This window comes from Pectobacterium versatile (genome assembly GCF_020166435.1).
In the GTDB taxonomy this organism is placed as follows: Bacteria; Pseudomonadota; Gammaproteobacteria; order Enterobacterales; family Enterobacteriaceae; genus Pectobacterium; species Pectobacterium versatile.
Window position 1 is genome coordinate 202,115 of the sequence record NZ_JAINZP010000004.1, and the last position, 23,336, is coordinate 225,450.

General features: G+C 51.8%; 21 protein-coding genes and 1 other annotated feature. Of the genes, 6 read left to right on the forward strand and 15 right to left on the reverse strand.

The annotated features are described in order from the left end of the window. Nucleotides 1-69: 69 nt before the first annotated feature. Nucleotides 70-1,206 (reverse strand): molecular chaperone DnaJ, encoded by a 1,137-nt coding sequence (gene dnaJ / locus K7X24_RS07605; protein ID WP_224554041.1) that lies wholly within the window; start codon nucleotides 1,204-1,206, stop codon nucleotides 70-72. 108 nt (nucleotides 1,207-1,314) lie between these two features. Then, nucleotides 1,315-3,222 (reverse strand): molecular chaperone DnaK, encoded by a 1,908-nt coding sequence (gene dnaK / locus K7X24_RS07610; RefSeq protein WP_224554043.1) that lies wholly within the window; start codon nucleotides 3,220-3,222, stop codon nucleotides 1,315-1,317. 483 nt (nucleotides 3,223-3,705) lie between these two features. Here dnaK and satP point away from each other — a divergent pair, with 483 nt between their 5' ends. Next, complete coding sequence (gene satP, locus K7X24_RS07615) at nucleotides 3,706-4,281, forward strand: acetate uptake transporter (protein ID WP_010300482.1); 576 nt, start codon at nucleotides 3,706-3,708, stop codon at nucleotides 4,279-4,281. A 114-nt stretch (nucleotides 4,282-4,395) separates the two neighbouring features. Here satP and K7X24_RS07620 read toward each other — a convergent pair whose 3' ends face one another. Together K7X24_RS07620 and mog are read right to left on the reverse strand one after the other, a co-directional pair. After that, complete coding sequence (locus K7X24_RS07620; RefSeq protein ID WP_103942193.1) at nucleotides 4,396-5,733, reverse strand: MFS transporter; 1,338 nt, start codon at nucleotides 5,731-5,733, stop codon at nucleotides 4,396-4,398. A gap of 127 nt (nucleotides 5,734-5,860) precedes the next feature. Further along, nucleotides 5,861-6,448 carry a molybdopterin adenylyltransferase gene (gene mog, locus K7X24_RS07625; RefSeq protein ID WP_224554045.1) on the reverse strand — a complete coding sequence of 196 codons (588 nt, stop codon included), beginning with the start codon at nucleotides 6,446-6,448 and terminating at the stop codon, nucleotides 5,861-5,863. Between the two features lie 366 nt (nucleotides 6,449-6,814). Here mog and K7X24_RS07630 point away from each other — a divergent pair, with 366 nt between their 5' ends. Further along, on the forward strand, nucleotides 6,815-7,903 hold the full coding sequence (locus K7X24_RS07630; protein ID WP_224554047.1) for a GGDEF domain-containing protein: 1,089 nt from the start codon (nucleotides 6,815-6,817) through the stop codon (nucleotides 7,901-7,903). Nucleotides 7,904-7,979: 76 nt separating this feature from the next. Here K7X24_RS07630 and tal read toward each other — a convergent pair whose 3' ends face one another. Next, nucleotides 7,980-8,933: a transaldolase gene (tal, locus tag K7X24_RS07635; RefSeq protein WP_010300491.1), complete on the reverse strand. Its 954-nt coding sequence runs from the start codon at nucleotides 8,931-8,933 to the stop codon at nucleotides 7,980-7,982. A 437-nt stretch (nucleotides 8,934-9,370) separates the two neighbouring features. On the opposite strand from tal, the gene yaaA reads away from it, so the two are divergent. Further along, complete coding sequence (yaaA, locus tag K7X24_RS07640; protein WP_224554049.1) at nucleotides 9,371-10,144, forward strand: peroxide stress protein YaaA; 774 nt, start codon at nucleotides 9,371-9,373, stop codon at nucleotides 10,142-10,144. Between the two features lie 384 nt (nucleotides 10,145-10,528). On the opposite strand, the gene thrC is transcribed toward yaaA, so the two are convergent. From thrC to K7X24_RS07670, 6 genes are all read right to left on the reverse strand, one after another. Next, on the reverse strand, nucleotides 10,529-11,818 hold the full coding sequence (thrC, locus tag K7X24_RS07645) for a threonine synthase (RefSeq protein WP_103861916.1): 1,290 nt from the start codon (nucleotides 11,816-11,818) through the stop codon (nucleotides 10,529-10,531). A 3-nt stretch (nucleotides 11,819-11,821) separates the two neighbouring features. Further along, nucleotides 11,822-12,751 carry a homoserine kinase gene (gene thrB, locus K7X24_RS07650; protein WP_039507167.1) on the reverse strand — a complete coding sequence of 310 codons (930 nt, stop codon included), beginning with the start codon at nucleotides 12,749-12,751 and terminating at the stop codon, nucleotides 11,822-11,824. 2 nt (nucleotides 12,752-12,753) lie between these two features. Next, nucleotides 12,754-15,213 carry a bifunctional aspartate kinase/homoserine dehydrogenase I gene (gene thrA / locus K7X24_RS07655; RefSeq protein ID WP_224554051.1) on the reverse strand — a complete coding sequence of 820 codons (2,460 nt, stop codon included), beginning with the start codon at nucleotides 15,211-15,213 and terminating at the stop codon, nucleotides 12,754-12,756. A gap of 91 nt (nucleotides 15,214-15,304) precedes the next feature. Further along, nucleotides 15,305-15,420 (reverse strand) — a sequence feature (Thr leader region). Further along, complete coding sequence (gene thrL / locus K7X24_RS22165) at nucleotides 15,359-15,445, reverse strand: thr operon leader peptide (RefSeq protein ID WP_071531141.1); 87 nt, start codon at nucleotides 15,443-15,445, stop codon at nucleotides 15,359-15,361. Its footprint overlaps the feature before it by 62 nt. A gap of 27 nt (nucleotides 15,446-15,472) precedes the next feature. Further along, on the reverse strand, nucleotides 15,473-15,628 hold the full coding sequence (locus K7X24_RS07665; protein WP_224554053.1) for a hypothetical protein: 156 nt from the start codon (nucleotides 15,626-15,628) through the stop codon (nucleotides 15,473-15,475). A 10-nt stretch (nucleotides 15,629-15,638) separates the two neighbouring features. Beyond that, the gene (locus K7X24_RS07670) at nucleotides 15,639-16,325 is read right to left on the reverse strand and encodes a tRNA/rRNA methyltransferase (protein ID WP_224554055.1); all 687 of its coding nucleotides are present in this window, start codon (nucleotides 16,323-16,325) and stop codon (nucleotides 15,639-15,641) included. 751 nt (nucleotides 16,326-17,076) lie between these two features. On the opposite strand from K7X24_RS07670, the gene arcA reads away from it, so the two are divergent. Continuing rightward, on the forward strand, nucleotides 17,077-17,793 hold the full coding sequence (gene arcA, locus K7X24_RS07675) for a two-component system response regulator ArcA (protein ID WP_224554057.1): 717 nt from the start codon (nucleotides 17,077-17,079) through the stop codon (nucleotides 17,791-17,793). 57 nt (nucleotides 17,794-17,850) lie between these two features. Here arcA and creA read toward each other — a convergent pair whose 3' ends face one another. After that, nucleotides 17,851-18,333, reverse strand: coding sequence for a protein CreA (gene creA / locus K7X24_RS07680; protein ID WP_224554059.1), 483 nt, complete (start codon nucleotides 18,331-18,333; stop codon nucleotides 17,851-17,853). Between the two features lie 205 nt (nucleotides 18,334-18,538). Between creA and robA the strand changes: the two genes are divergently transcribed. Then, the gene (robA, locus tag K7X24_RS07685; protein WP_224554061.1) at nucleotides 18,539-19,426 is read left to right on the forward strand and encodes an MDR efflux pump AcrAB transcriptional activator RobA; all 888 of its coding nucleotides are present in this window, start codon (nucleotides 18,539-18,541) and stop codon (nucleotides 19,424-19,426) included. On the opposite strand, the gene gpmB is transcribed toward robA, so the two are convergent. Continuing rightward, nucleotides 19,415-20,065: a 2,3-diphosphoglycerate-dependent phosphoglycerate mutase GpmB gene (gene gpmB, locus K7X24_RS07690; protein ID WP_010300521.1), complete on the reverse strand. Its 651-nt coding sequence runs from the start codon at nucleotides 20,063-20,065 to the stop codon at nucleotides 19,415-19,417. The genes robA and gpmB overlap by 12 nt on opposite strands. Nucleotides 20,066-20,115: 50 nt before the next feature. Here gpmB and yjjX point away from each other — a divergent pair, with 50 nt between their 5' ends. After that, a complete protein-coding gene (gene yjjX, locus K7X24_RS07695) occupies nucleotides 20,116-20,655 on the forward strand; it encodes an inosine/xanthosine triphosphatase (RefSeq protein ID WP_005973177.1) in 540 nt (179 codons plus the stop codon). A 3-nt stretch (nucleotides 20,656-20,658) separates the two neighbouring features. Here the strand turns inward: yjjX and trpR are convergent, their stop codons facing one another. Together trpR and sltY are read right to left on the reverse strand one after the other, a co-directional pair. Then, nucleotides 20,659-21,006: a trp operon repressor gene (gene trpR, locus K7X24_RS07700; protein ID WP_014916720.1), complete on the reverse strand. Its 348-nt coding sequence runs from the start codon at nucleotides 21,004-21,006 to the stop codon at nucleotides 20,659-20,661. A 72-nt stretch (nucleotides 21,007-21,078) separates the two neighbouring features. After that, nucleotides 21,079-23,013 carry a murein transglycosylase gene (gene sltY, locus K7X24_RS07705; protein ID WP_224554063.1) on the reverse strand — a complete coding sequence of 645 codons (1,935 nt, stop codon included), beginning with the start codon at nucleotides 23,011-23,013 and terminating at the stop codon, nucleotides 21,079-21,081. Nucleotides 23,014-23,336: the final 323 nt, after the last annotated feature.

Below are 23,336 nucleotides of genomic sequence, written 5' to 3' on the forward strand. Positions count from 1 at the left end.
GGATGTCCGTCATAAAAAAACCGGCAGGTTTACCCCGCCGATTTCTTATCACGCGTTAACGACAAACTATTAACGGGTTAAATCATCGAAAAATTTCTTCACGCCATCGAAAAAATTTTTCGAGCGAGGACTATTTCTCTCGCCAGACGGGCCACCGAAGCTCTCATCAAGCTCTTGCAGCAGTTGTCTTTGACGTTCGTTCAAATTAACCGGCGTTTCTACAACCACACGGCACAACAGATCGCCCTGCGCACCGCCGCGTACCGATTTCACGCCTTTGCCACGCATACGGAACAGTTTCCCGGTTTGCGTTTCCGCAGGCACTTTCAGCTTCACTCGGCCATCCAGCGTTGGGACTTCAATCTCGCCGCCTAATGCTGCCATCGCAAAGTTGATCGGCACTTCGCAGTACAGGTTGTTTTCTTCACGCTGGAAGATCGGGTGCGCTTTAACCTGCACTTGAACGTACAAATCACCTGACGGTGCACCGTGCTCGCCCGCTTCGCCTTCACCAGACAAACGGATACGGTCGCCGGTGTCCACGCCCGCCGGAATTTTCACCGACAGCGTTTTGCTCTTCTCTACTCGACCATGACCGTGACATTTGATGCACGGATCTTTAATGATCTTGCCGCGACCATGACAGTGTGGACACGCCTGCTGCACGGTAAAGAAGCCCTGACGCATCTGAACCTGACCATTACCATGACAGGTCGGACAGGTGATCGGGGAGCTACCCGGCTTCGCACCGTTGCCGTGGCAGACATCACACTCTTCCAGTGCGGGAATACGGATCTCTTTGGTGACGCCACGTACTGCTTCTTCCAGCGTCAACTCCATGTTGTAGCGTAAATCGGATCCACGGCTCGCGCGCTGACGGCGACCACCGCCAAAGATGTCTCCGAACACGTCGCCAAAAATATCACCAAAATCAGCACCGCCGCCGCCAAAGCCACCGCCGCCTCCGCCCATACCACCTTGCTCAAACGCCGCATGGCCATACTGATCGTAGGCTGCGCGTTTTTGCGAGTCGGTAAGGATCTCGTAGGCTTCTTTGATCTCTTTAAACTTGGCTTCTGCCTCGCTATCACCCTGATTACGATCCGGGTGGTACTTCATCGCCAGACGCTTGTACGCTTTCTTTATTTCGCGCTCATCCGCGTTTTTAGCAACGCCCAAGCTTTCGTAATAATCTTGCTTCGCCATTTATTTTCCTGCCCCTCAACATGCATGCACGGGCGCAGAGTTTCCTCGACGCCCGTGCTGATTGCCAGCAATAGCCTTGTGGCTGCTACTGCGCCCGCTCAAGGGCGATTACTTTTTATCTTTTACTTCTTCAAATTCAGCATCAACAACATCATCGTCGCGACGAGCAGAGGCATCATCAGCGCCACCTTCAGCACCTGGCTGTGGCTGAGACGCTTCCAGCAGCTTGCCAGAAACCTGAACCAGCGCCTGAATCTTCGCTTCGATTTCTGCTTTGTCTTCACCTTTCAGCGCGCTTTCCAGCGCTTTCAGTGCGTCGTCAATAGCTGCTTTATCTTCAGCGGCCAGTTTATCGCCCACTTCTTCCAGCTGCTTACGCGTGCTGTGCAGCAGGTGATCACCCTGGTTACGAGCCTGAACCAGTTCTTCAAACTTACGGTCAGCTTCAGCGTTTGCTTCAGCATCGCGTACCATTTTCTGGATTTCTTCTTCGTTCAGACCAGAAGATGCCTTGATGGTGATTTTCTGCTCGCGACCGCTGTTTTTGTCTTTCGCAGAAACGTGCAGGATACCGTCGGCGTCAATATCGAAAGTCACTTCGACCTGCGGCATACCGCGTGGCGCAGGCTGAATACCATCCAGGTTAAATTGACCCAGCGATTTATTATCATGCGCACGCTTACGTTCACCCTGCAAAACATGGATCGTTACCGCAGACTGGTTGTCTTCCGCCGTTGAGAATACCTGACTGTGTTTCGTCGGGATCGTCGTGTTTTTGGCGATCAACGGAGTCATCACGCCGCCCATGGTTTCGATACCCAGAGACAGCGGGCTTACGTCCAGCAGCAGAACGTCCTTCACGTCACCCGACAAGACACCGCCCTGAACCGCTGCACCAATAGCAACCGCTTCGTCCGGGTTCACGTCTTTACGCGGCTCTTTACCGAAGAAGTCAGCGACTTTCTTCTGCACCAGAGGCATACGCGTCTGACCACCAACCAGAATCACGTCCTGAATTTCAGAAACGGACAGGCCAGCATCCTGCAATGCCACTTTCAGCGGCTCCAGAGAACGGTTCACCAGCTCTTCTACCAGTGATTCCAGTTTTGCACGGGTCACTTTGATGTTCAGGTGCTTAGGACCGGTCGCATCTGCCGTGATGTATGGCAGGTTAACATCGGTCTGCTGTGCAGAAGACAGCTCGATCTTCGCTTTTTCTGCCGCTTCTTTCAGACGCTGCATGGCCAGCGGATCGTTGCGCAGGTCGAAACCTTGCTCTTTCTTAAATTCGTCAACCAGATAGTTGATCATGCGGCTATCGAAGTCTTCACCACCCAGGTGAGTGTCACCGTTGGTTGCCAGCACTTCGAAGGTTTTTTCGCCATCAACTTCGTCAATTTCGATGATGGAAATATCGAACGTACCGCCGCCCAGGTCGTAAACCGCGATGGTGCGGTTGCCGACTTCTTTATCCAGACCGTACGCCAGCGCAGCTGCTGTCGGTTCGTTGATGATACGTTTGACTTCCAGACCCGCGATACGACCAGCATCTTTCGTTGCCTGACGCTGCGCATCGTTGAAGTAAGCTGGTACGGTGATAACCGCTTCGGTGATGGTCTCACCCAGATAGTCTTCCGCCGTTTTCTTCATTTTTTTCAGCACTTCAGCTGAAATCTGCGGCGGAGCCATTTTCTGATCTTTCACTTCCAGCCATGCATCGCCATTATCTGCCGCGATGATTTTGTACGGCATGATGTTGGAATCGCGCTGAACTTCTTCGTCTTTGAAACGACGGCCAATCAGACGCTTGATAGCAAACAGTGTATTTTTCGGGTTGGTCACTGCCTGACGTTTAGCCGGTTGGCCAACCAGAGTTTCACCGTCTTGCGTATAAGCAATGATTGAAGGCGTGGTGCGATCGCCTTCGCTATTTTCCAGTACTTTTACCTGAGTACCGTCAATAATCGCGACACAAGAGTTGGTTGTACCCAGGTCGATACCAATAATCTTACCCATCTAAACATCTCCACTAAAAAGTCATATTCGGTATGGTGGTTAAACCCACTGTGCGGGCGAAATGTCGTTTTTCAACAAGATTTCTCGTTTTCCAACAACACACCCTCGTTTTTCATCAGCAGCACACGTTTCATTTTCATGCTAACCACCGATGTAACGGCCCGACACACGCCTTTGCGGCAGGTCAAACTGTTTCGGTTGCAAATAAGATGGGGCCAACATTTCTATCATCAAGGGGGGAAGATGAAAAAAAATGACCTTTACCCCTCGTACGATCAAACTATTCTGCCTTCCCCATGTTGTGTCCGTTCCAAACGCCCGATATGATGCCGCGCCCGCCGCAGAAATGGAGACATTTCCCTACACAATGGCGGGCAATAACACCTAAACGACACCTATCCCAACGTGATTGGCGCATTCGCTAACCTTAATGCCGCGCCCGACGCGAAGGGACTATTAATAATCTGTTATTGCAGAGGATTTATGAGCACGAACACGTTGGCAAATCCTGGTCCATTAGGACTGATGGGCTTCGGGATGACCACTATTCTGTTGAACCTGCACAACGCAGGCTTTTTCCCACTTTCTTCCATCATTCTCAGCATGGGTATCTTCTACGGCGGTATTGCCCAGATTCTGGCTGGCCTGCTGGAATATAAAAAAGGGAATACGTTTGGCGTGACGGCGTTTACGTCTTATGGCGCATTCTGGCTGACGCTGGTTGCCATTCTGATGCTGCCAAAAATGGGTCTGGCGGAAGCCAGCGATGCTCAGTTCCTTGGCGTATTCCTTGGCCTGTGGGGCGTCTTCACACTGTTTATGTTCTTCGGCACCTTCGGTACCAACCGCGCACTGCAATTTGTTTTCGGTAGCCTGACCGTGCTGTTTGCTCTGCTGGCTGTGGGTAACTTTACCGGCAACCACGCTCTGCTGACCTTCGCGGGTTACGAAGGCATCATCTGTGGCGCTAGCGCGATTTATCTGGCAATGGCTGAAGTGCTGAACGAGAAGTTTGGCCGCACCGTACTGCCAATTGGTTCATGTGGCGCATCTCACTAAGTTCTGACGCCATACCCGTACCGACCAATCCTGCTTTACATGCAAACGAGCCCTGTCAGATTGACAGGGCTCGTTTGTTTTTGATGACGCGCTATTTTTTGAGAAATAGCGTGCTTAAACTTCGACAGGCGAACGATCGCGCGCCTCGCTATCGGCCGAAACCTGCGAGTCAGCATCCAGATCGCGCTGCAAATAAACACCCAACAGCAATCCCACAGCGGCCAACGTCAGGACATAGAAGGCCGGTGCCATCGGCGTCGCCTTCATAATCAGCGTCACGAAGACAGGCGTCAGGCCACCGAAAATGGCATAGGAAACGTTGTAGGAAAAAGAAATCCCTGAGAACCGCACCGCAGCCGGAAACGCTCGCACCATGACATAAGGCACACCGCCCACCACACCCACGCTGAGCCCGACAATCGCATAGCTGACAAAGAGCAGCGTCGTACTGCTTGCTGCCGAGCTATAAAAGAACCAGCTACAGGCGGCCAGCGACAGGCTACCCACAATAAACAGCTTGCTGGCACCAAAGCGGTCAACCAACAGCCCCGCACCGACGCAACCCACCATCAGCGCAATCGTTGCCAGACAGTTCGCCTGCAATGCCAGCGCAGCAGGAATGCCGTGGACTTTTTGCAGGTAGGTCGGAGCCATCAGAATCACGACGACGATGCACGCAGACAGCAGCCAGGTCAGCAGCATTGAAACCACGACCGCACGTTTATGATTTAAGACGACAGATTTCAGCGGCAGCTCTTCTGCCAGCTTTTTCTGCTCACGCATTTCCATAAAAATGGGGGTTTCCTGCAGCCAGCGGCGCAGATACATGGCGATAAGGCCGAATACCCCACCAATGAAGAACGGCAGACGCCAGCCGCCGCCAGACATCTGCTCTGGCGTCAGCACCGTATTCAGCAACGTTGCGATCAGCGAGCCTAGCAAAATCCCCATCGTCAAGCCGGCAGTCAGCGTACCGCAGGCAAATCCAATACGAGCGCGCGGCACATGCTCCGCAACGAAGACCCATGCGCCGGGGACTTCGCCACCGATTGCCGCCCCTTGCAGCACGCGCATTAACAGCAGTAAAAGCGGTGCCGCAATACCAATGGCTTCATAGGTCGGCAACAGACCCATTGCCAGCGTCGGTAGCGCCATCAGCAATATGCTCAGGCTGAACATTTTCTTACGTCCACTCTTGTCACCAAAGTGGGCCATGATGATGCCCCCCAGCGGACGAGCCAGATAGCCTGCGGCGAAAATACCGAACGTCTGAACCTGCCGTAGCCATTCAGGAATGTCCGGCGGGAAGAAGAGATCGCCAATCACGGCGGCAAAGAAGACGAAAATAATAAAATCGTAAAACTCTAACGCGCCACCCAGTGCAGCCAGAGACAGCGTTTTGTAGTCCTGCCGGTTCAACCGGCGAGGATGGGCGTGTTGATCCTGAGTCATAAGTTACCGTGTATTGCCAGAGTGAAAAAAGAAGAACGTCACCGCAGTGTGTAAAGTAGAAATTACTATAGCGGCAAAATTTTTATACACCAGCAAAGCTGAATCTTATGTTTCAAATCGGCTAACTTCAGTCTTTTATTTCGTGCACGGCATTTTTAGGGCGAAAAGCTGCTACTACATCCGCATTAGTTTCAATGTAAGGGCCTTCCAGCAGCTGGATACAATACGGTACGCTGGCAAAAATACCGGCCACAACCACCTTACCGTCGGCATCTTTTAAGCCTTCCAGCGTTTCCTTAATCGACTTGGGCTGTCCCGGCAGATTAAGAATCAGCGCCTGTTTACGCAGCACACCCACCTGACGGGAGAGGATCGCGGTAGGAACAAAGCGCAGGCTAATTTGCCGCATTTGCTCACCAAATCCCGGCATTTCTCGATCGGCAACGGCCAGCGTGGCATCTGGCGTAACATCGCGACGTGCAGGCCCCGTGCCTCCCGTAGTCAGCACCAAATGACAGCCGCGTTCATCCACCAACTCACACAGCGTTTGTTCAATCATCGGCTGTTCATCCGGCACCAGCCGAGTTTCCACTTCAAAAGGCGTCGTCAGGGCGCTACGGAGCCAGGATTCCAGTTCTGGGATGCCTTTATCCTGATAGACCCCGCCAGAAGCGCGATCGGATACGGAGACTAAACCAATACGCAATACATTCATAAGCACCTCATTTTAAACAAAACACCAATTTTATCAGGATATTAAATGTTGTCAGCGAAGAATCGCTTCCTACGATAAAATTCATATCACATCGGCTATTTTATACGGCAAGCAATATTTTATTTGATAACAATTATTAAATGCCGTCTCAAAAAATGTCGGCAATACCTATGCGATGAAAATAACAAAACAATAGAAAGGGTAAAACAGGCATCCAGAGAAAGACATTTTATAAAATAAAATCAGGAGGGAAAAAGAGTAGGGCTGGCCACTACAGAACCCCACCTAAAATCCGATAATATGATAAACTTAAATCACTTCTTTACCACCAACTATAAGTAAAAAAGCTATACCAAGGAAGTAACTATGAACGACCTTAAGTATAAGATATTAAAATTATTCTCACACCCTACCTCATCCTTCTTCCTGTTCGGATTGATTTCCTTTTTCATTACTATTTTTCTTATGCATGAAGCGAATAAAAGCGCGTGGAAAGTAGAGCGACAGAACCTGGACACCACCATCAAGACGTATGAATCCTATAATATCGGAGGAGAGGTGACAGAGAGTGATGTCATCCGAAAAACGGGTAGCTACGTCACGGCACGAACAAGAACATTTGTATTTAATACGCGTGACGTACGTAGTGAATGTATTAATCGATTATCTTCATCCGACCTGACATTTAATGATATGGCTGTTATCCGTATTTGCCAGAATAAACTCCCATCAATTGGAGAATATGCAGGAAAAGGTACTCTTACTGTAATTTATCCCGTACTTTCCCCCACAGATGAATTATTAGGTATTCGTATTAGAACATCTTCAGAAACCGCTCAGCCTTCATTTTTTGAAACCCTGGCCTCACTCGGTTCTGCCATTGTCATCCTGAGTATCGTGTTGCTTTGTGCCGTTTTAGGCAGCCTACTGTCACTGCTGACGAAAAAATATTTGGTGGAATTGCCTATCATTGCACGATATGACGATCTCACGGGCTATTTACGGCGAGACGCGTTCTTTCTGGCCGCGAATAAGGCCTTCAGTATCGCCAATCTGACTAAGCGCCCCGTGAGCGTCATTCTGATCGACATCGACTACTTTAAGCAGGTGAATGATAGTTTTGGTCACAGCGTGGGTGATGATGCTTTAAAATTTGTTGCCGACACGTTCAAAAAATCATTTCGCCGCGAAGATATTTTTGGCCGGATTGGCGGCGATGAATTCGCGATCCTTTTACCGAATACCGGATTAGATGATGCGTATACCATCGTTGATAAAGCCAGAGAGCGCGTTAGCGATACACCTTGTGAAACCGCGGCGGGGAAAATCAGCCTAACGGTCAGTATCGGGCTGGTTGAATACCATATTACTGGAGAAGATCTCATCGAAGTGATGAAACGCGCCGATGATAATCTTTATATCGCAAAGAAAACCCGTAACGCGACGGCAAAATAGACCTATTCCCACCACAACGCCAAATCGCAGACAAAAAAATAGCCGGGCATCCCGGCTATTTTCATCAGCAGAATGCTTACAGTAAATCTGCGATCATCTTTTCCAGTTTTTCCTGGTCGATAGCAAACTTACGGATCCCGTCGGCCAGTTTATCAATCGCCATTGGATCCTGGTTGTGCTGCCAGTAGAACTCCGCTTCCGTCATTTTCGCCGGACGAACTTTCACGTCACCGACGTAAGACAGCTTGCGAACCACTTCACCTTCGCTTTCTGACAGCTCTTTCAGCAGAGCTGGTGCGATCGTCAGGCGGTCACACCCAGCCAGTTCCAGAATCTCACCGACGTTACGGAAGCTCGCGCCCATCACGACCGTTTCATAACCGTGCTCTTTGTAGTAGTCGTAGATTTCGCTAACGGAAACCACGCCCGGATCTTCATGCGGCGCAAATTCTTTCTTATCGCCATTGGCTTTGTACCAGTCAAGAATACGGCCAACGAACGGTGAAATCAGGAACACGCCCGCTTCAGCACAAGCACGCGCCTGCGCAAAGGAGAACAGTAGCGTCAGGTTACAGTTGATACCTTCTTTTTCCAGTTGCTCCGCAGCGCGGATGCCCTGCCAGGTTGAAGCCAGTTTAATCAGGATACGTTCGTTGCTGATGCCTGCGTCGTTGTACAGCTTGATCAGGTGTTTTGCCTTCGCCACGCTGGCTTCGGTGTCATAAGACAGACGCGCATCCACTTCTGTGGAGATGCGGCCGGGGATCAATTTTAAAATTTCGAGACCGATATTGACCGCCAGTTTATCCGTGGCATCCACGACCTGCTGTTTACGATCGCTGCTCTGCTCACGCGCCCAGGCAATCGCCTCGTCGATAAGCTTGCGGTATTCAGGAATTTGCGCAGCGTTCAGAATCAGTGAAGGATTAGTGGTCGCATCTTGCGGCTGGTACAGTTTCATTGCCGCAATATCGCCGGTATCAGCTACAACCGTGGTCAGTTGGCGTAGGGAAGTCAGTTTATCCGTCATGTTGGCATGTCTCGTTGTTTATACGTGGTGCTCGTGAATGAAAATAGCTCGTATATGAATCGACTTGTTATCTAATCTGGTGGCCGTCTGTTTTGCGCCGAAATCTGATAATAACACGCGCACTTTCCCGTGCAAGCCAGCCTTTTCCCACTCGCCCCTACAATAGCGGTTACACGCCGATAAGACGCCATATTTTCCCCTTCCCGAACGAGCTGGAGCGAGAAAGACGAGGCGTATTATAGCTATACCCCAAATAATTCGAGTTGCAGGAAGGCGGCAATCGCACGAATCCCTGGGAACTTACTCAAGTAAGTGACTGGGGTAAGTAAGGGAAGCCAACGCACATGCAGCTTGAAGTATTACGGTATATCGCCGTTTTCTTACTACGATCTTGCTATAGTAGGACCATCAGAAATCAGACCGACAGGACATGGCGCATGCTTATTACTATTTCACCCGCAAAAACGCTCGACTACACCAGTCCTTTGGCAACGACGCGTTATACGCAGCCGGAACTTCTGGACTATTCCAGCCAGTTGATTGATGTGTGTAAAAAACTGACGCCAGCACAGATCGGTTCTTTGATGAGCATCAGCGATAAACTGGCTGATCTAAACGCAGGCCGCTTTAGCGAGTGGCACCCAGATTTCACGCCGGAAAACGCGCGTCAGGCGCTGCTGGCGTTTAAGGGCGACGTTTATACCGGATTGGCCGCAGAAGATTTCAGTGAGGATGACTTCGATTTTGCCCAGCAACATCTGCGTATGCTGTCAGGCCTGTATGGCGTGTTGCGTCCGCTGGATTTGATGCGGCCGTATCGATTGGAAATGGGCACCAAGCTGGAAAATAAAGTCGGTAAAGATCTCTACAGTTTCTGGGGTAACACCATTACCGAAAAGCTGAATCAAGCGTTACGCGATCAAGGCGATAATGTGCTGGTTAATCTGGCATCGGACGAATATTTCAAAGCCGTTAAACCGAAAAAGCTTAATGCCCGTCTGATCAAACCCGTCTTCTTGGATGAGAAAAACGGTAAGTTCAAGGTAATCAGTTTCTACGCCAAGAAAGCGCGCGGCCTGATGAGTCGTTTCATTATTCAAAACCGTCTGACGCAGCCGGAGCAGTTGAAAGCGTTTAATCTGGAAGGTTACTTCTTCGAGGCAGCAGACTCGTCGAATGACGAACTGGTGTTTAAGCGCCACGAACAGTAATTTACTTTGACGAATATCCCGACCCCTTTTCCAAGGCGATTGCTTATACACAAGTAAAGGAAGGTATCGCGGATTTTGCCGTTATCCGGCGTAAAAAATTATGCAGCGGTGGGCTTGACCGCCGAGTGAGCGACAGGACGTCGCGAAAGCCAGTGCCGCGCTGGGAGCGCGTCACTGGCGGCTCGGTTAGCGGTCAGGAACACCGATGGAACCGCGTCAGCGGCATAATTCCCGCCGAAAGCCTGGGGTCACGGGGCGAGCGGCGTTTGAGCCGCCTCGTGTCGGGCGCGTGCTATGAGATAGCATGAAAATAGCAGCGCTATCGCGCACGAAACTACCTCTTAATCCACATACAAACTGCGACTAAGAAGCCCTACAGCAATCTTATTCCGGCAGTGACATCAGGAACTCACGCAGCTTCGCGAAATCATCCGGGAAGTTGTGCGACAGCAGATCCAGATCGGCACGCTCAGCCAGCGCTTCTGGCAGATCCAGCTTTTTGCCCAGAATGTCTTCTACGCTTTCCTTGAATTTCGCCGGGTGCGCCGTGCCCAGGAACAGGCCGAACTCACCGGCTTGCAGTTGATCGCGCAGCAGACGGTAAGCAATCGCAGCATGCGGCTCTGAGAGATAGCCTAACGCATCCAACTCATGCATGGTTTCTTTCGTAGTCTCATCGCTCACTGCGCCAAAGCCCAGCGTTTTCAACTGCCAGTTCTTACGGCGGAACAGCTCTTCCACGCGCGGCCAGTTGTTCGGCTGGCTGACGTCCATCGCGTTGGATAACGTTGCCACCGTTTTATGCGGTTCCCAGTTACCATTGCTCAGGAAGCGCGGCACCGTGTCATTGGCGTTAGTCGCCGCGATGAAGCGCTTAATCGGCAGACCCAGCGATTTTGCCAGCAGACCGGCGGTCAGATCGCCAAAGTTGCCACTCGGTACAGAAACCACCAGTTGGTTACGGGCTTCCTGCGGCAGCTGTGCAACGGCTTCAAAGTAGTAGCAAATTTGCGCCAGCAGACGGCTGATGTTGATGGAGTTTGCTGAGTTCAGGCCAATCGCCTTTTTCAGTTCTTCATCATCAAACGCCTTTTTCACCAACGCCTGACAGGCATCGAAATCGCTATCGATAGCGATGGTGTGAATGTTACCACCCAGCGTACAGAACAGTTTTTCCTGCAACGGGCTGATCTTACCCTGCGGATACAAAATCACGACACGGACATTTTCCAGACCGTAAAAGGCGTGCGCCACAGCAGCACCAGTGTCGCCAGAGGTCGCCGTCAGAATGGTAATTTTCTCGTCGCCAGACACTTCCGTCAGCATTTGCGCCATAAAGCGGCCGCCGAAGTCTTTAAAGGCCAGCGTCGGGCCGTGGAACAGCTCCAGCGCAGCGATGTCTTCCGCAACTGGCGCAACCGGAGCCGGGAATGCAAAGGCCGCTTTTACACGCTCAAACACCGTTTCGGTCGCAATTTCATCGCCGATATAGGCGGACAGAATGCGGCTGCTGCGAGTCACAAAATCCAGATCCAACAGCGCATCGATCTCAGTGCGCTCAAATTCCGGCAATTCCAGCGGGAAGAACAGCCCTTGCTGGCTACCCAGCCCTTGCTTGATAGCCTGAGCAAAACTGACCTGCTCGTTATGATCTTTAAGGTTGTACAGTTTCATGCGTTATCCCAATTGTCGTGCGCCAGTCGTATCAAGACGGCAAATATGAACAAAACCTTCATCATTCTGCAAATAGTTATCCCGCAGCCAGTCGGCCAGACGCTGTGCGCTCGCCATGTCGTTGCAGACGGAGAATAACGTTGGGCCAGAGCCGGAAATACCGCAGGCCAACGCCCCGATATCTTCAGCAGCCTGGCGAGCGGCAGCAAAGCCGGGCAGCAGTTTCGTCCGATAAGGTTCCGCGATGACATCCTTCATCAGTTTTGCCGCCAGCGCTGCCTGTCCGGTATGGCAAGCGTGGATAAAGCCCGCCAGATAACGGCCGTGGCTGATGCAATCCTGACGACGATATTGCGCAGGCAGAATCGCGCGCGCTTCAGCAGTGGAGACTTTAATCCCCGGATACGCCATGACCCACAGCCAGTCATCGAACGACGGCACAGGCTGGCTGATGATGCCGTTTTCTTCCAGCATCAGTTGGACACCGCCGAGAAAACACGGGGCAACGTTATCGTAGTGAACGCTGCCGGAAATGCGCCCTTCCAGCTCACCCATCAGCGTCAACAGACGGTTATCATCCAGCGGTTTACCGCAAAATTCGTTCATCGCCATCAGCCCAGCGACGACAGAACAGGCGCTGGAACCGAGCCCTGAACCAATCGGCATATTCTTTTCGAGCGTCATCGCCACCGGCACGGTTTTGCCAATTTCCTGACAGAACAGTTCCCAACATTGATACACAATGTTTTCTTTCGGGTTGTCCGGCAGCTTGCTAACAAAACGCCCTTCATTACGCAGGCTGAACAGATCGGCTGCTTCAACAGAGACGCAATCCCCCAGCAGTGAACCGTCTACCGGCGAGACGGCCGCACCCAGCACATCAAACCCGACGCTGACGTTACCGATTGATGCAGGTGCATATACCTTAACCATAATTATGCTCCCAACTTCCATGACAAGGTGCGCAGCAGATCTGCGAACACACCAGCAGCGGTAACATCGTTACCCGCGCCATAACCGCGCAACACGAGCGGCAGTGGCTGATAATAACGGCTGTAGAATGCCAACGCATTCTCGCCATCTTTGACTTTAAACAGCGGATCGTTGCCGCCAACGGCACTGATCTTGACCTTACAGCGGCCTTCTTCAATCACGCCGACATAGCGCAACACTTTACCTTCATCGCGCGCTTGTGCAACACGGCTAGCAAACTCATCGTCTGCCGTCGGCAGGCGCTGCATAAAGCTGGCGACATCGCCGGAAGCATCAAAGCTGGCAGGCAGAACGGATTCCACCTCAATATCGCCCAGCTCCAGCTGATAACCCGCCTCACGCGCTAGAATCAGCAACTTACGCGCCACGTCCATACCGGACAGATCGTCACGCGGATCGGGTTCGGTATAGCCTTTTTCTTTCGCCTGCGTGGTCGCTTCAGACAGCGACATGCCTTCATCGAGTTTACCGAAAATAAAGGACAGCGAGCCAGAGAGAATACCAGTAAAGCGAATCAGCTCATCACCCGCATTCAGCAGGTTTTGCAGGTTCTCAATCACCGGCAGACCGGCACCGACGTTGGTGTCATACAGGAAACGGCGACGGGATTTTGCTGCGGCACTGCGCAGTTGGTGATAATAGTTCATCGACCCCGTGTTGGCTTTCTTGTTTGGCGTTACGACATGGAAACCATCGGCCAGGAAATCCACGTACTGATCGGCCACAGCCTGATTCGAGGTACAGTCAACAATCACCGGGTTCAGCAGATGGTATTCTTTAACCAGACGGATCAGACGACCCAGATTAAACGGCTCGCGGGCTTTACCCAGCTCTTCATGCCAGTTTTCCATCGAGATGCCGTTAATATTGGTCAGCATCGCTTTGGAGTTGGCGATGCCACACACGCGCAGGTCGATATGTTTGTCTTTCAGCCACGGCTGTTGACGGTGGATCTGATCCAGCAGTGCGCCACCCACGCCGCCGACCCCGATAACAAATACGTCGATAACCTGATCGGTGTTAAACAGCATCTGGTGGGCAACACGTACGCCAGTGGTGGCGACATCGTTGTTCACCACGGCGGAGATTGAGCGTTCAGACGAGCCCTGCGCGATAGCCACGATATTGATATTTGCCGTCGCCAACGCCGAGAACAGACGTGCAGACAGACCACGCAGCGTACGCATACCATCGCCCACCACAGAGATGATGGCCAGACGTTCCATCACATCCAGCGGCTCTAACACGCCTTCTTTCAGTTCCAGATAGAATTCGTCTTCCAGCGTTTTTCTGGCGCGCGCCAGCTCGTTTTGCGATACGCAGAAGCTGATGCTGTATTCGGAAGATGACTGCGTAATCAGAACAACAGAGATACCCGCGCGCGACATCGCAGCAAACACACGCGCTGCCATGCCGACCATGCCTTTCATGCCAGGGCCAGATACGTTAACCATCGCCATGTTGTTCAGGTTGGTGATGCCTTTCACTGGATACTGGGTATCCGTGCTATCCATGCCGATGAGCGTGCCGGGAGCCTGAGGATTTTCGGTGTTTTTGATGAGGCAGGGTATTTGGAACTGGGCGATAGGAGCAATGGTGCGAGGGTGGAGGACTTTGGCGCCGAAATAGGACAGCTCCATCGCCTCCTGATAGGACATCGATTTCAATAATCGAGCGTCCGGCACCTGACGCGGATCGCAGGTATAAACGCCGTCCACATCAGTCCAAATCTCACAACAGTCGGCACGTAAACACGCAGCCAGCACCGCAGCGGAATAGTCAGAACCATTACGGCCCAGCACCACCAGTTCGCCTTTGTCGTTACCGGCAGTAAAGCCCGCCATCAGGATCACATGATCTTTCGGGATGGCGCTTTCAGCGATGCGGCGGGTCGATTCAGTGATATCCACTGTGGATTCAAGATAGTGTCCCTGCGCCAGCAGTTTCTCGACCGGATTGATAACGGAGACCCCATAGCCGCGCGCCTGAAAGACCGCTTCCATGATAGCGATGGACAGTTTTTCCCCTCGGCAGATGATCGCAGCGTTCACGCTGTCAGGGCACTGGCCCAGTAGCGCGATGCCGTGCAGAACGTGTTTCAGCTGTGCAAATTCCTGATCCACGAATGCCTTCAGGCGGGCATGGTCAAAACCGAGTTGAGATGCTGCAAGTCCTTGCAGTAATGAAGAAAAGATCGTTTCGGCGTCGTTTAAATGAGGCAGGATATCTTGTCCGGCGACGGTTTTCTCAATCATGGCAACCAAATGGTTGGTAATTTTCGCCGGCGCGGACAATACGGCAGCCACCTGTCCCTGGCGCGCGTTGTTTTCGATAATGTCGGCAACGCGTGTAAAACGCTCCGCATTCGCTACTGAAGTCCCGCCAAATTTCAACACTCTCATTTTTATCTGTTCTCCTGAATTTCTGCCAACCAAACGCCGGAAGCGTTTTTTGTATGCCGCTTACAGACGGCGTTGAGGGATAACCTGCCATAAAAAAAAAGCCCGCACTGTTCGGTGCGGGCTTTTTCTGGAATCTTTATATGCGTCAGCCCGCACCGTTACTGGTTGTATCGGTGATGGTAATAATCGTGGTGATTAGGCTGATAGTGCGCATGCTAAAATCGAATCTCATTAGAAGTAGAGTTATCTGCCCTATTAGTTAGGCCAATCGCCCTTTGAAGTCAACGGATTTCTTTTTTTTCTTCTCGTCGAACGAAAAATTCATGCCGCGCAACCCACTGCCTAAACAGGAATAAGCCGGACAAACCGTTGTCAAAATACGCAGTCCAAGATGTTCGACTACCAAAAAAGCCATCTCTGCTATCTTATTTCGCCAACCTTTTTTCAATGTCGTGTAGCAACCGGTGGAGCATCGCCGTATCACGTTGCTCTAAACGTCCCAGTCGCTGATGCAGCCAGTCCCGCAGTTTTTCATCGTCCTCAACCGCCAGATTAACCAGTAGCCGATCCATACGATCGCGCAGCGCCGACAGTTGCCCCGCCACCGCTGGCTGTGTCGCTTCAGGTTTGACCTGCATGAGTTCAGCCAGTTGGTAACAGTACACCATCACCGCCTGACCAAGATTCAGTGAGGGATAATCCGCTTTCATCGGCACGCCGGTCAGCACATCCGCCAGTTCGAGTTCTTCATTCGTCAGGCCAACATCTTCCCGACCAAACACCAGCGCCGCAGAAGCCATCCATTGAACCTTCTCCTGCAATACGCCGGTCAGTTCCGCTGGCGTGCAGTAATAGCGATACTTCGCCCGGCTACGCGCGGTGGTCGCGACCGTAAAATCGACATCTGCCAGTGCTTCAGCCAGCGTGGAAAACACCTGCACGTTATCCAGAACATCTCCTGAACCGTGCGCCACCCAGCGGGCAGCGGGCTCTTGATGTACCGTGCTACCGACAATACGCAAGCTGCTGAATCCCATCGTTTTCATCGCACGAGCAGCCGCCCCTACATTTTCAGCCCGAGCGGGCTCAACCAAAATAATATGAAACTGCATAGACTCCTCAGTATGGGTTACATCCGTTTTGGCAAGCCTTCATCTGCTCGCCAAACAACGCAGCCCTATAATCGATAACAATTTATTGATGACTACGATTTGTTGATAACGACAATTTGTTGGGTATTACGGTAAAAAATTAACAATAAACCAACAACATTTCCGGCATCAACGCAGCCTTCAGTAGGAAACATCGGTGAGTCCAAAAAATGGGCGGGAAGATAAAACCCTAAGAAAAATAAGGTAAATTATTTTATTTCAATAAGTTATAAAAGTACCAACGACTGTGTAGCACCAATTATGATTATTGGCATTTGCTATGCTAAATCGTTCATAAAAAGTGCTAAATTGTGACGTAAACTGGCAATCCTATAAGTGTTTATCACAAAATAGTTAACGTGCTAAAATGAAATTTGATATATGTCAACAGAACCGTAGATTTATCAGCAGGCAAAATCTGTGCTTACTGTTATGTTGCTGTTAATAAGGTTAAACTGTGCGCCACTTTGAGCGCAGTTAAATTAGCGCCACGCTCACCCGCTAGCAGTACCTCTAAGCGGGTAGAGAATGAACACCAGTAACGCATTTACGTACTTGAGTCTGACGTTGAGCGAGAGCGTAGTCTACCTCGATAAGCTCCAGGGAAATACCCGGAATAACTGGCGTTATAGCCAGCGGGCCAGCAGGGTATGACAGCGACTTCTGTACTTCCGATTTCTATAATTTAAGTTGGCAATTTTAGGTAGCAAACATGCAGACGCCGCACATTCTTATTGTTGAAGACGAGCTAGTAACTCGTAATACCCTCAAAAGCATTTTTGAGGCGGAAGGATACGTTGTTCACGAAGCCACTGATGGCGCAGAAATGCACCACATTTTGTCCGAGAATGACATCAATCTGGTGATCATGGACATCAACCTGCCAGGGAAGAATGGCCTGTTGCTGGCACGTGAACTGCGCGAGCAAGCCACCGTTGCCTTGATGTTCCTCACCGGCCGCGACAATGAAGTCGATAAGATCCTCGGTCTGGAAATCGGTGCGGATGACTACATCACCAAACCGTTCAACCCACGTGAATTGACGATCCGCGCACGTAACCTGCTGTCACGTACCATGAATCTGGGCGGCGGCACGGAAGAGCGTCGTCTGGTGGAAAGCTATCGCTTCAACGGCTGGGAACTGGACATCAATAGCCGTTCTCTGATTAGCCCAGTTGGCGAACAATACAAGCTGCCGCGCAGTGAATTCCGCGCCATGCTGCACTTCTGCGAAAATCCGGGCAAGATTCAGTCTCGTGCGGAATTGCTGAAGAAAATGACGGGTCGTGAGCTTAAGCCACACGACCGCACCGTTGACGTCACCATCCGTCGTATCCGCAAGCACTTTGAATCCACAGCTGATACACCGGAAATCATCGCGACGATCCACGGCGAAGGCTACCGCTTCTGCGGCGATCTGGAAAATTAATTCCCCTCAGCCGGAGCAGGCATCTGTTCCGGCTGTTTTCTTCGTTCCTACCGCACGTTATTCACTCTTTCCCCACGGCATAACTGGCACCGCGCTTAACGCGTTTTTCGGCGAACCATCGACTAAGCGATCAGAATAAGCAAGATAGATCAGAGAATTGCGCTTTTGATCGTAAAACCGAACAACCTGCAACTTCTTGAAAACCAGCGATGTTCTTTTCTGGAATACCACTGAGCCGCGATCGCCACCGTTTTTGATTTTATCGGACAGCGTAATCGTCCCAACCTGCTGACAGGAAATCGCGGCGTCCGCCGTGTCCTCCGCCAGCCCTAACCCGCCCTTGATTCCGCCTGTTTTGGCACGGCTAATGTAGCAGGTCACATTGGACACATCCGGATCGTCAAACGCTTCCACCACGATCTTATGATCCGGCCCCAGCAGTTTAAAGACCGTATCGACAGACCCAACTTCTTCCGCACTGACAAAACCAGCGGTAGACAGCAATAGCAGACCCGCTCCCATGATGCGCTTTATGTTCATATTTCAGGTCCTGTGACAATTCATAACAAACGATTAATAACCACAATTAAAAAGGGGATGAGCAAAATAAACCGCTATAATCCCCCTCTTTATCCAAATTACCTGCGGAACATTTTCAAAAATCTTCGGCAGTACCAAAGTGAAAATATTGCTATGATGCGGGATCTCAATACGCTCGCGCTCAATGTGTTTGATGAGGAAGATTATGGATCAAGCCGGTATCATACGTGACTTGCTTAACTGGCTGGAAAGCCATCTCGACCAGCCGCTATCACTCGATAATGTGGCGGCGAAAGCGGGTTATTCCAAGTGGCATCTGCAAAGAATGTTCAAAGACGTGACGGGCCATGCCATTGGTTCATATATCCGAGCGAGGAGATTGACCAAAGCGGCGGTTGCTCTCTGCCTGACCAGTCGTCCTATCCTTGATATTGCCCTGCAATACCGTTTCGATTCGCAACAAACCTTTACCCGCGCGTTTAAAAAGCAGTTTGCCCAAACGCCAGCGTCTTATCGTCGTTCCGATAATTGGAATACTTTCGGCATTCGTCCGCCGATTCGACTCGGTGCGTTTACGCTGCCGCAGCCGCAGTTTATCACGCTGCCAGAGACACAGCTGCTTGGGCTAACGCAAACCTATAACTGCCGTCTGGAGCAGATTTGTAACTTCCGTACGGAAATTCGCGTCCACTACTGGCGTCAGTTTTTAGGAGAGACCTGCTCCGTTCCTCCCGTACTTTACGGGTTGCATCATTCACGGCCGAGTAAAGAGAAAGACGACGAACACGAAGTGCTCTACACCACCGCGCTGGAGCCACAGTATCTGCCCGATGACGTCCACACTGGCGAGCCCGTCACGCTACCGGGCGGCGACTACGCGATGTTTGTTTTTGAAGGGCCAAATGACGAGCTACAGGATTTTATTATCAGCCTGTATGACACCTGTCTGCCGACCTTTCAGCTCACGCGCCGCAAAGGGTTTGATGCCGAGCGTTTTCACCCTAGCCGCGATACAGACGGGGAAATACCCGCTATCATCCGCTGCGAGTATTTTATCCCCATCCAACATACCGAGCCGCTCTCAGCGCTGTAACTCATCCAGTGCCGGAATATCCAAATGCGAAATATCTCCGGCCGTTTCCACCACCCATCCGGGTGCTAGCCACGGGCTTTGCTGATAATCAATGCGCGACAGGGAACAGTTGCGCAGACGCAAGCGCCGTTCAGCCGATGCGGGTAACCCCAGAACCGTACTCAGCAAGCACCCCAGCGCCATCCCGTGGCTAACCAGCAAAGGACGACTTCCCGCTGGCAACGCCAGACAACGTTCCAGAACACCGTGCATGCGCAATGCCACATCAGCCATCGATTCACCTTCTGGGATGCGGCCATCGGGCGTGCCATCCACCAGCCCTTTACGCCACTTTTCTTCCCCGTCGGTCAGCGAATCCAAATCGCGGGCTTCTAAGACGCCCATGTTCAATTCACGTAACCCGGGCTCCAGGATTATCTGGCAATCACCACAAGATTTAGCGATGATTTCTGTCGTCTGACGCGTTCTTCCGAGATCGCTGGTAAAAATATGCGTAATCCCTAACGTCCTGATTCGTCCAGCAACTTGCTGTGCCTGTTGCTCACCTCTTGGCGTCAGCGCACTGTCCGATTGACCTTGAATACGTCGAGCCACATTCCATTCCGTTTCGCCGTGGCGAACAAGATATACCTGTAACATGGTTATTTTCCGTTATACTGCGTCAAATTAACTAAAGGTACGAAACTGTTATGTATCACGTTGTTGCTGCAACTACCAACCCGGCAAAGATTAAGGCTATTACTCTGGCATTCACCGATGTCTTTGGTGCAGAAAACTGCCGCATCGAAGGCGTTGACGTCGACAGTGGTGTCCCGCGCCAGCCTCTTGGCTCTCTCGAAACCCGTACGGGCGCCAGAAACCGCGTCATGATGGCACGCCAGGTGCGTCCAGAAGCCGATTTTTGGGTCGGTGTCGAAGCAGGCATTGAAGAAAGCATGACTTTCGCCTGGATGGTGATCGAAAATGCTCACCTGCGTGGCGAATCACGTTCTGCAAGCCTGGTTCTTCCAGAAAGTATATTACATGGTATCCGTGAAGGGCGGGAATTAGGCGATGAAATGGAGCGTTTGACGGGCGTTCAGAATATTAAACATAAAGGTGGTGCCATCGGCGTCTTCACCGACGGCAAATTGTCACGCACTAGCGTGTATCATCAGGCATTGCTGCTGGCACTGGTGCCGTTTCATAACCCGATCTATCAGATTCCCGTTCAGACAGCGAAACAGTAATCGTTACGCGTCGTCACTCAACGGCTTATCTGCCGACAGCAACTGCGCTTCCAGCCAGCTTTTTAACGCGGGGGGCGCGGCTTTCAGACTGTTTGAACCGCGCGTAATCGTCGCAATGCCCGCACCTAACTCGCTTTTCAGCTCACGCTGGCTCATTTCACCCCGCATTAGCTCCTGTATAATTCGCACCCGCGTTCCCAACGCTGTACGCTCATCCGGCGTTAGCAGGAGTTGAAGCAGCGGCAATTGAAGATCCTCCGCAATAGACTGCTGCAATAGCGCGACAAAGCGTAACCAGTGCTCATTGTCTTGTTCAGAAAGTGCTGGGTCGATAAGCGATAACGGAGTCATAACGGGCTGCCATACTATTTAACTAGTACGGCAGCATAACACAATTCCAGGCAACGATCGCAACGCAGCGTCTCAATAACGCCGCTGCCATTCCGCATCCGTCAGTACATTAGCTGGCTGATTAAGGAAATAGCGATAGAAGACGTCATAAGCCAGCACATTTTTCACGTAACCCCGTGTTTCCGAAAACGGAATACTTTCGATAAACGCAACGGGATCGATGCGCCCGGCGCTGTTTCTCAGCCAGGTATTCACACGCGATGGTCCGGCATTATAAGCCGCGGAAGACAGAATGCGGTTACGGCCAAATGTCTGGTACACGTACTCCAGATAGCTCGTCCCTAACAGGATATTGGTTTCGGGATCGAACAACTGGCTGCTGTTCGTATAGAACGTGATATTGCTCATTTTGGCCGTATGCTGCGCCGTAGCGGGCATCAACTGCATCAGACCCGATGCACCAACTGGGGAACGTGCTTTCGGATTCCAGGCGCTCTCCTGACGAGCAATCGCCATTGCATAGCTCTGGCTAATACCTTTCCCCTGCGTTTCACGGCGGAATTCATTATTCCAGGCCAGCGGGAAGCGCTCTTCCAGATGATCCCACAGCTTCGCGACAATCGTCGCCTGCACGCTCAAATCTGCCCAGCGCTGTTCAAACGCATAGCGAGCCAGTGCTTCCTGCTGCGGTTTGCTGCGATTCGCCACCAGCCCGACCCATTCGCTGCGTGCCAGATTATCCATCTGCCAGAACATCAACTCCCGCACGCGGGTGATTTCCGGTAGCTGAGACAGAGAAGGATCCGGCTTCACCGCCGTCATGACCGTAATGGGGTAGCGCTCGTTCAGTTTCTGCGCTGCCGCCATCGGATAGAACCCACGTTCCTGCATCAGGCTGCGTAATAGCGTCTCGCCTTCCTGACGTTTGCCCTGATCCAACAGCGCCGCCGCGTGCCAGTAGCGCCATTCGTCTTTCTGTAACGCCTCCGCCGGTAAACGCGCCATCCAGCTTGTTAGCCCCTGACGATCGCCTGCCCCCAACGCCATACGTACGCGGCGCTCCAGCAACGTAGTCGACGTACTCTTTCTCACTACGTCATCCCGCCACTGCGCCTGCTCTGGCGTGGCATCGTTGCCCATCAAACGCCAGGCGATGGTTTCTTCCATTGCCTGACGATCTGCGGCACTCATTTTCTGCAAACGGACAATAACCGGCAGCATCGAACGAGCATTATCAGCATCCTGACGCGCCGTGCGCGTAAAGGCTGACAGCGTGACTTTACGCGTAAAATCTGTCGGTCCAACGGTACGGGCGAAGCTCTCCAGCGAATTCGGATCGTTCTGGAGTTTCAGTAACGCATCGCCCATCGTTTTATAATCGTCGGGTAACTGCTTGATGAGATAGCTCACCAGACTGCCGCTGCCTTCGTCCATTGCCAGACGCGCGCGTTCCAACACCGTCAGCGGTGTCTGTTCGCCCGCCTGCTGCCAGACGGAGAAGAGTTTATCGCACACGGTAGGGAGCGAGCGTCCTGTCAGCCAGATATCACGCGTGGCTTCCCACACGCCCTGACGCTGACCGGTTGCCCACTGGGCGTAATAAAAGTTACAGCGAGCGCTGACCGGCTTCGGCGGCTGGGGGCTAAATGCCAGCAGCCCGATCCAGTCCTGACGACGCGCCAGTTCATTCACAAAGCTGGTAGAGAGATTACGGGCGGGCGGCAACGTCGGGTGCGTTGCCATAAACTGCTTCACCTGCGTCGCACTGACCTGACTCAGATCCTGCGTGAGCGAACGGTATTCAAGATAAGGATAAAGTGGGTAACTGCGCAGCGTCGGCATCAACTGCGCCACCGTGTCCATCTGGTTGCTGTCCCATGCTTGCTTAACCTGCTGATAGCGCTGACGCTGTTCGTCCAGAGAATCCGCCAGCACATGGCCGGAAAACCCAGCCAGACATATCGCCGAAACGGCGTACCACCAATGACCCGCTTTTATCACCTGCATTAACCTCATCCGTTATCGAACTTGCTATCGGCATCCTTCATCGTATCGCTCCCCCTATCCTATACCCAAAATAATTCGAGTTGCGTGAAGGCGGCAACCGCATGACAAATTCGTCGGGAACGAATTTGACCAGCCAAAGGCTGGCCTTCGGTGAGAGACAGGATGTCTCTCATTTCATCCCCAGGAGCTTACTCAGGTAAGTGACTGGGGTGAGTAAGGGCAGCCAACGCATAAGCAGCTTGAAGTATGACGGATATATCGGGCAGATCCAGTGTGGCACATCATGCCAGACAACGATATGCCGATCCGCAAACCGATTCTGA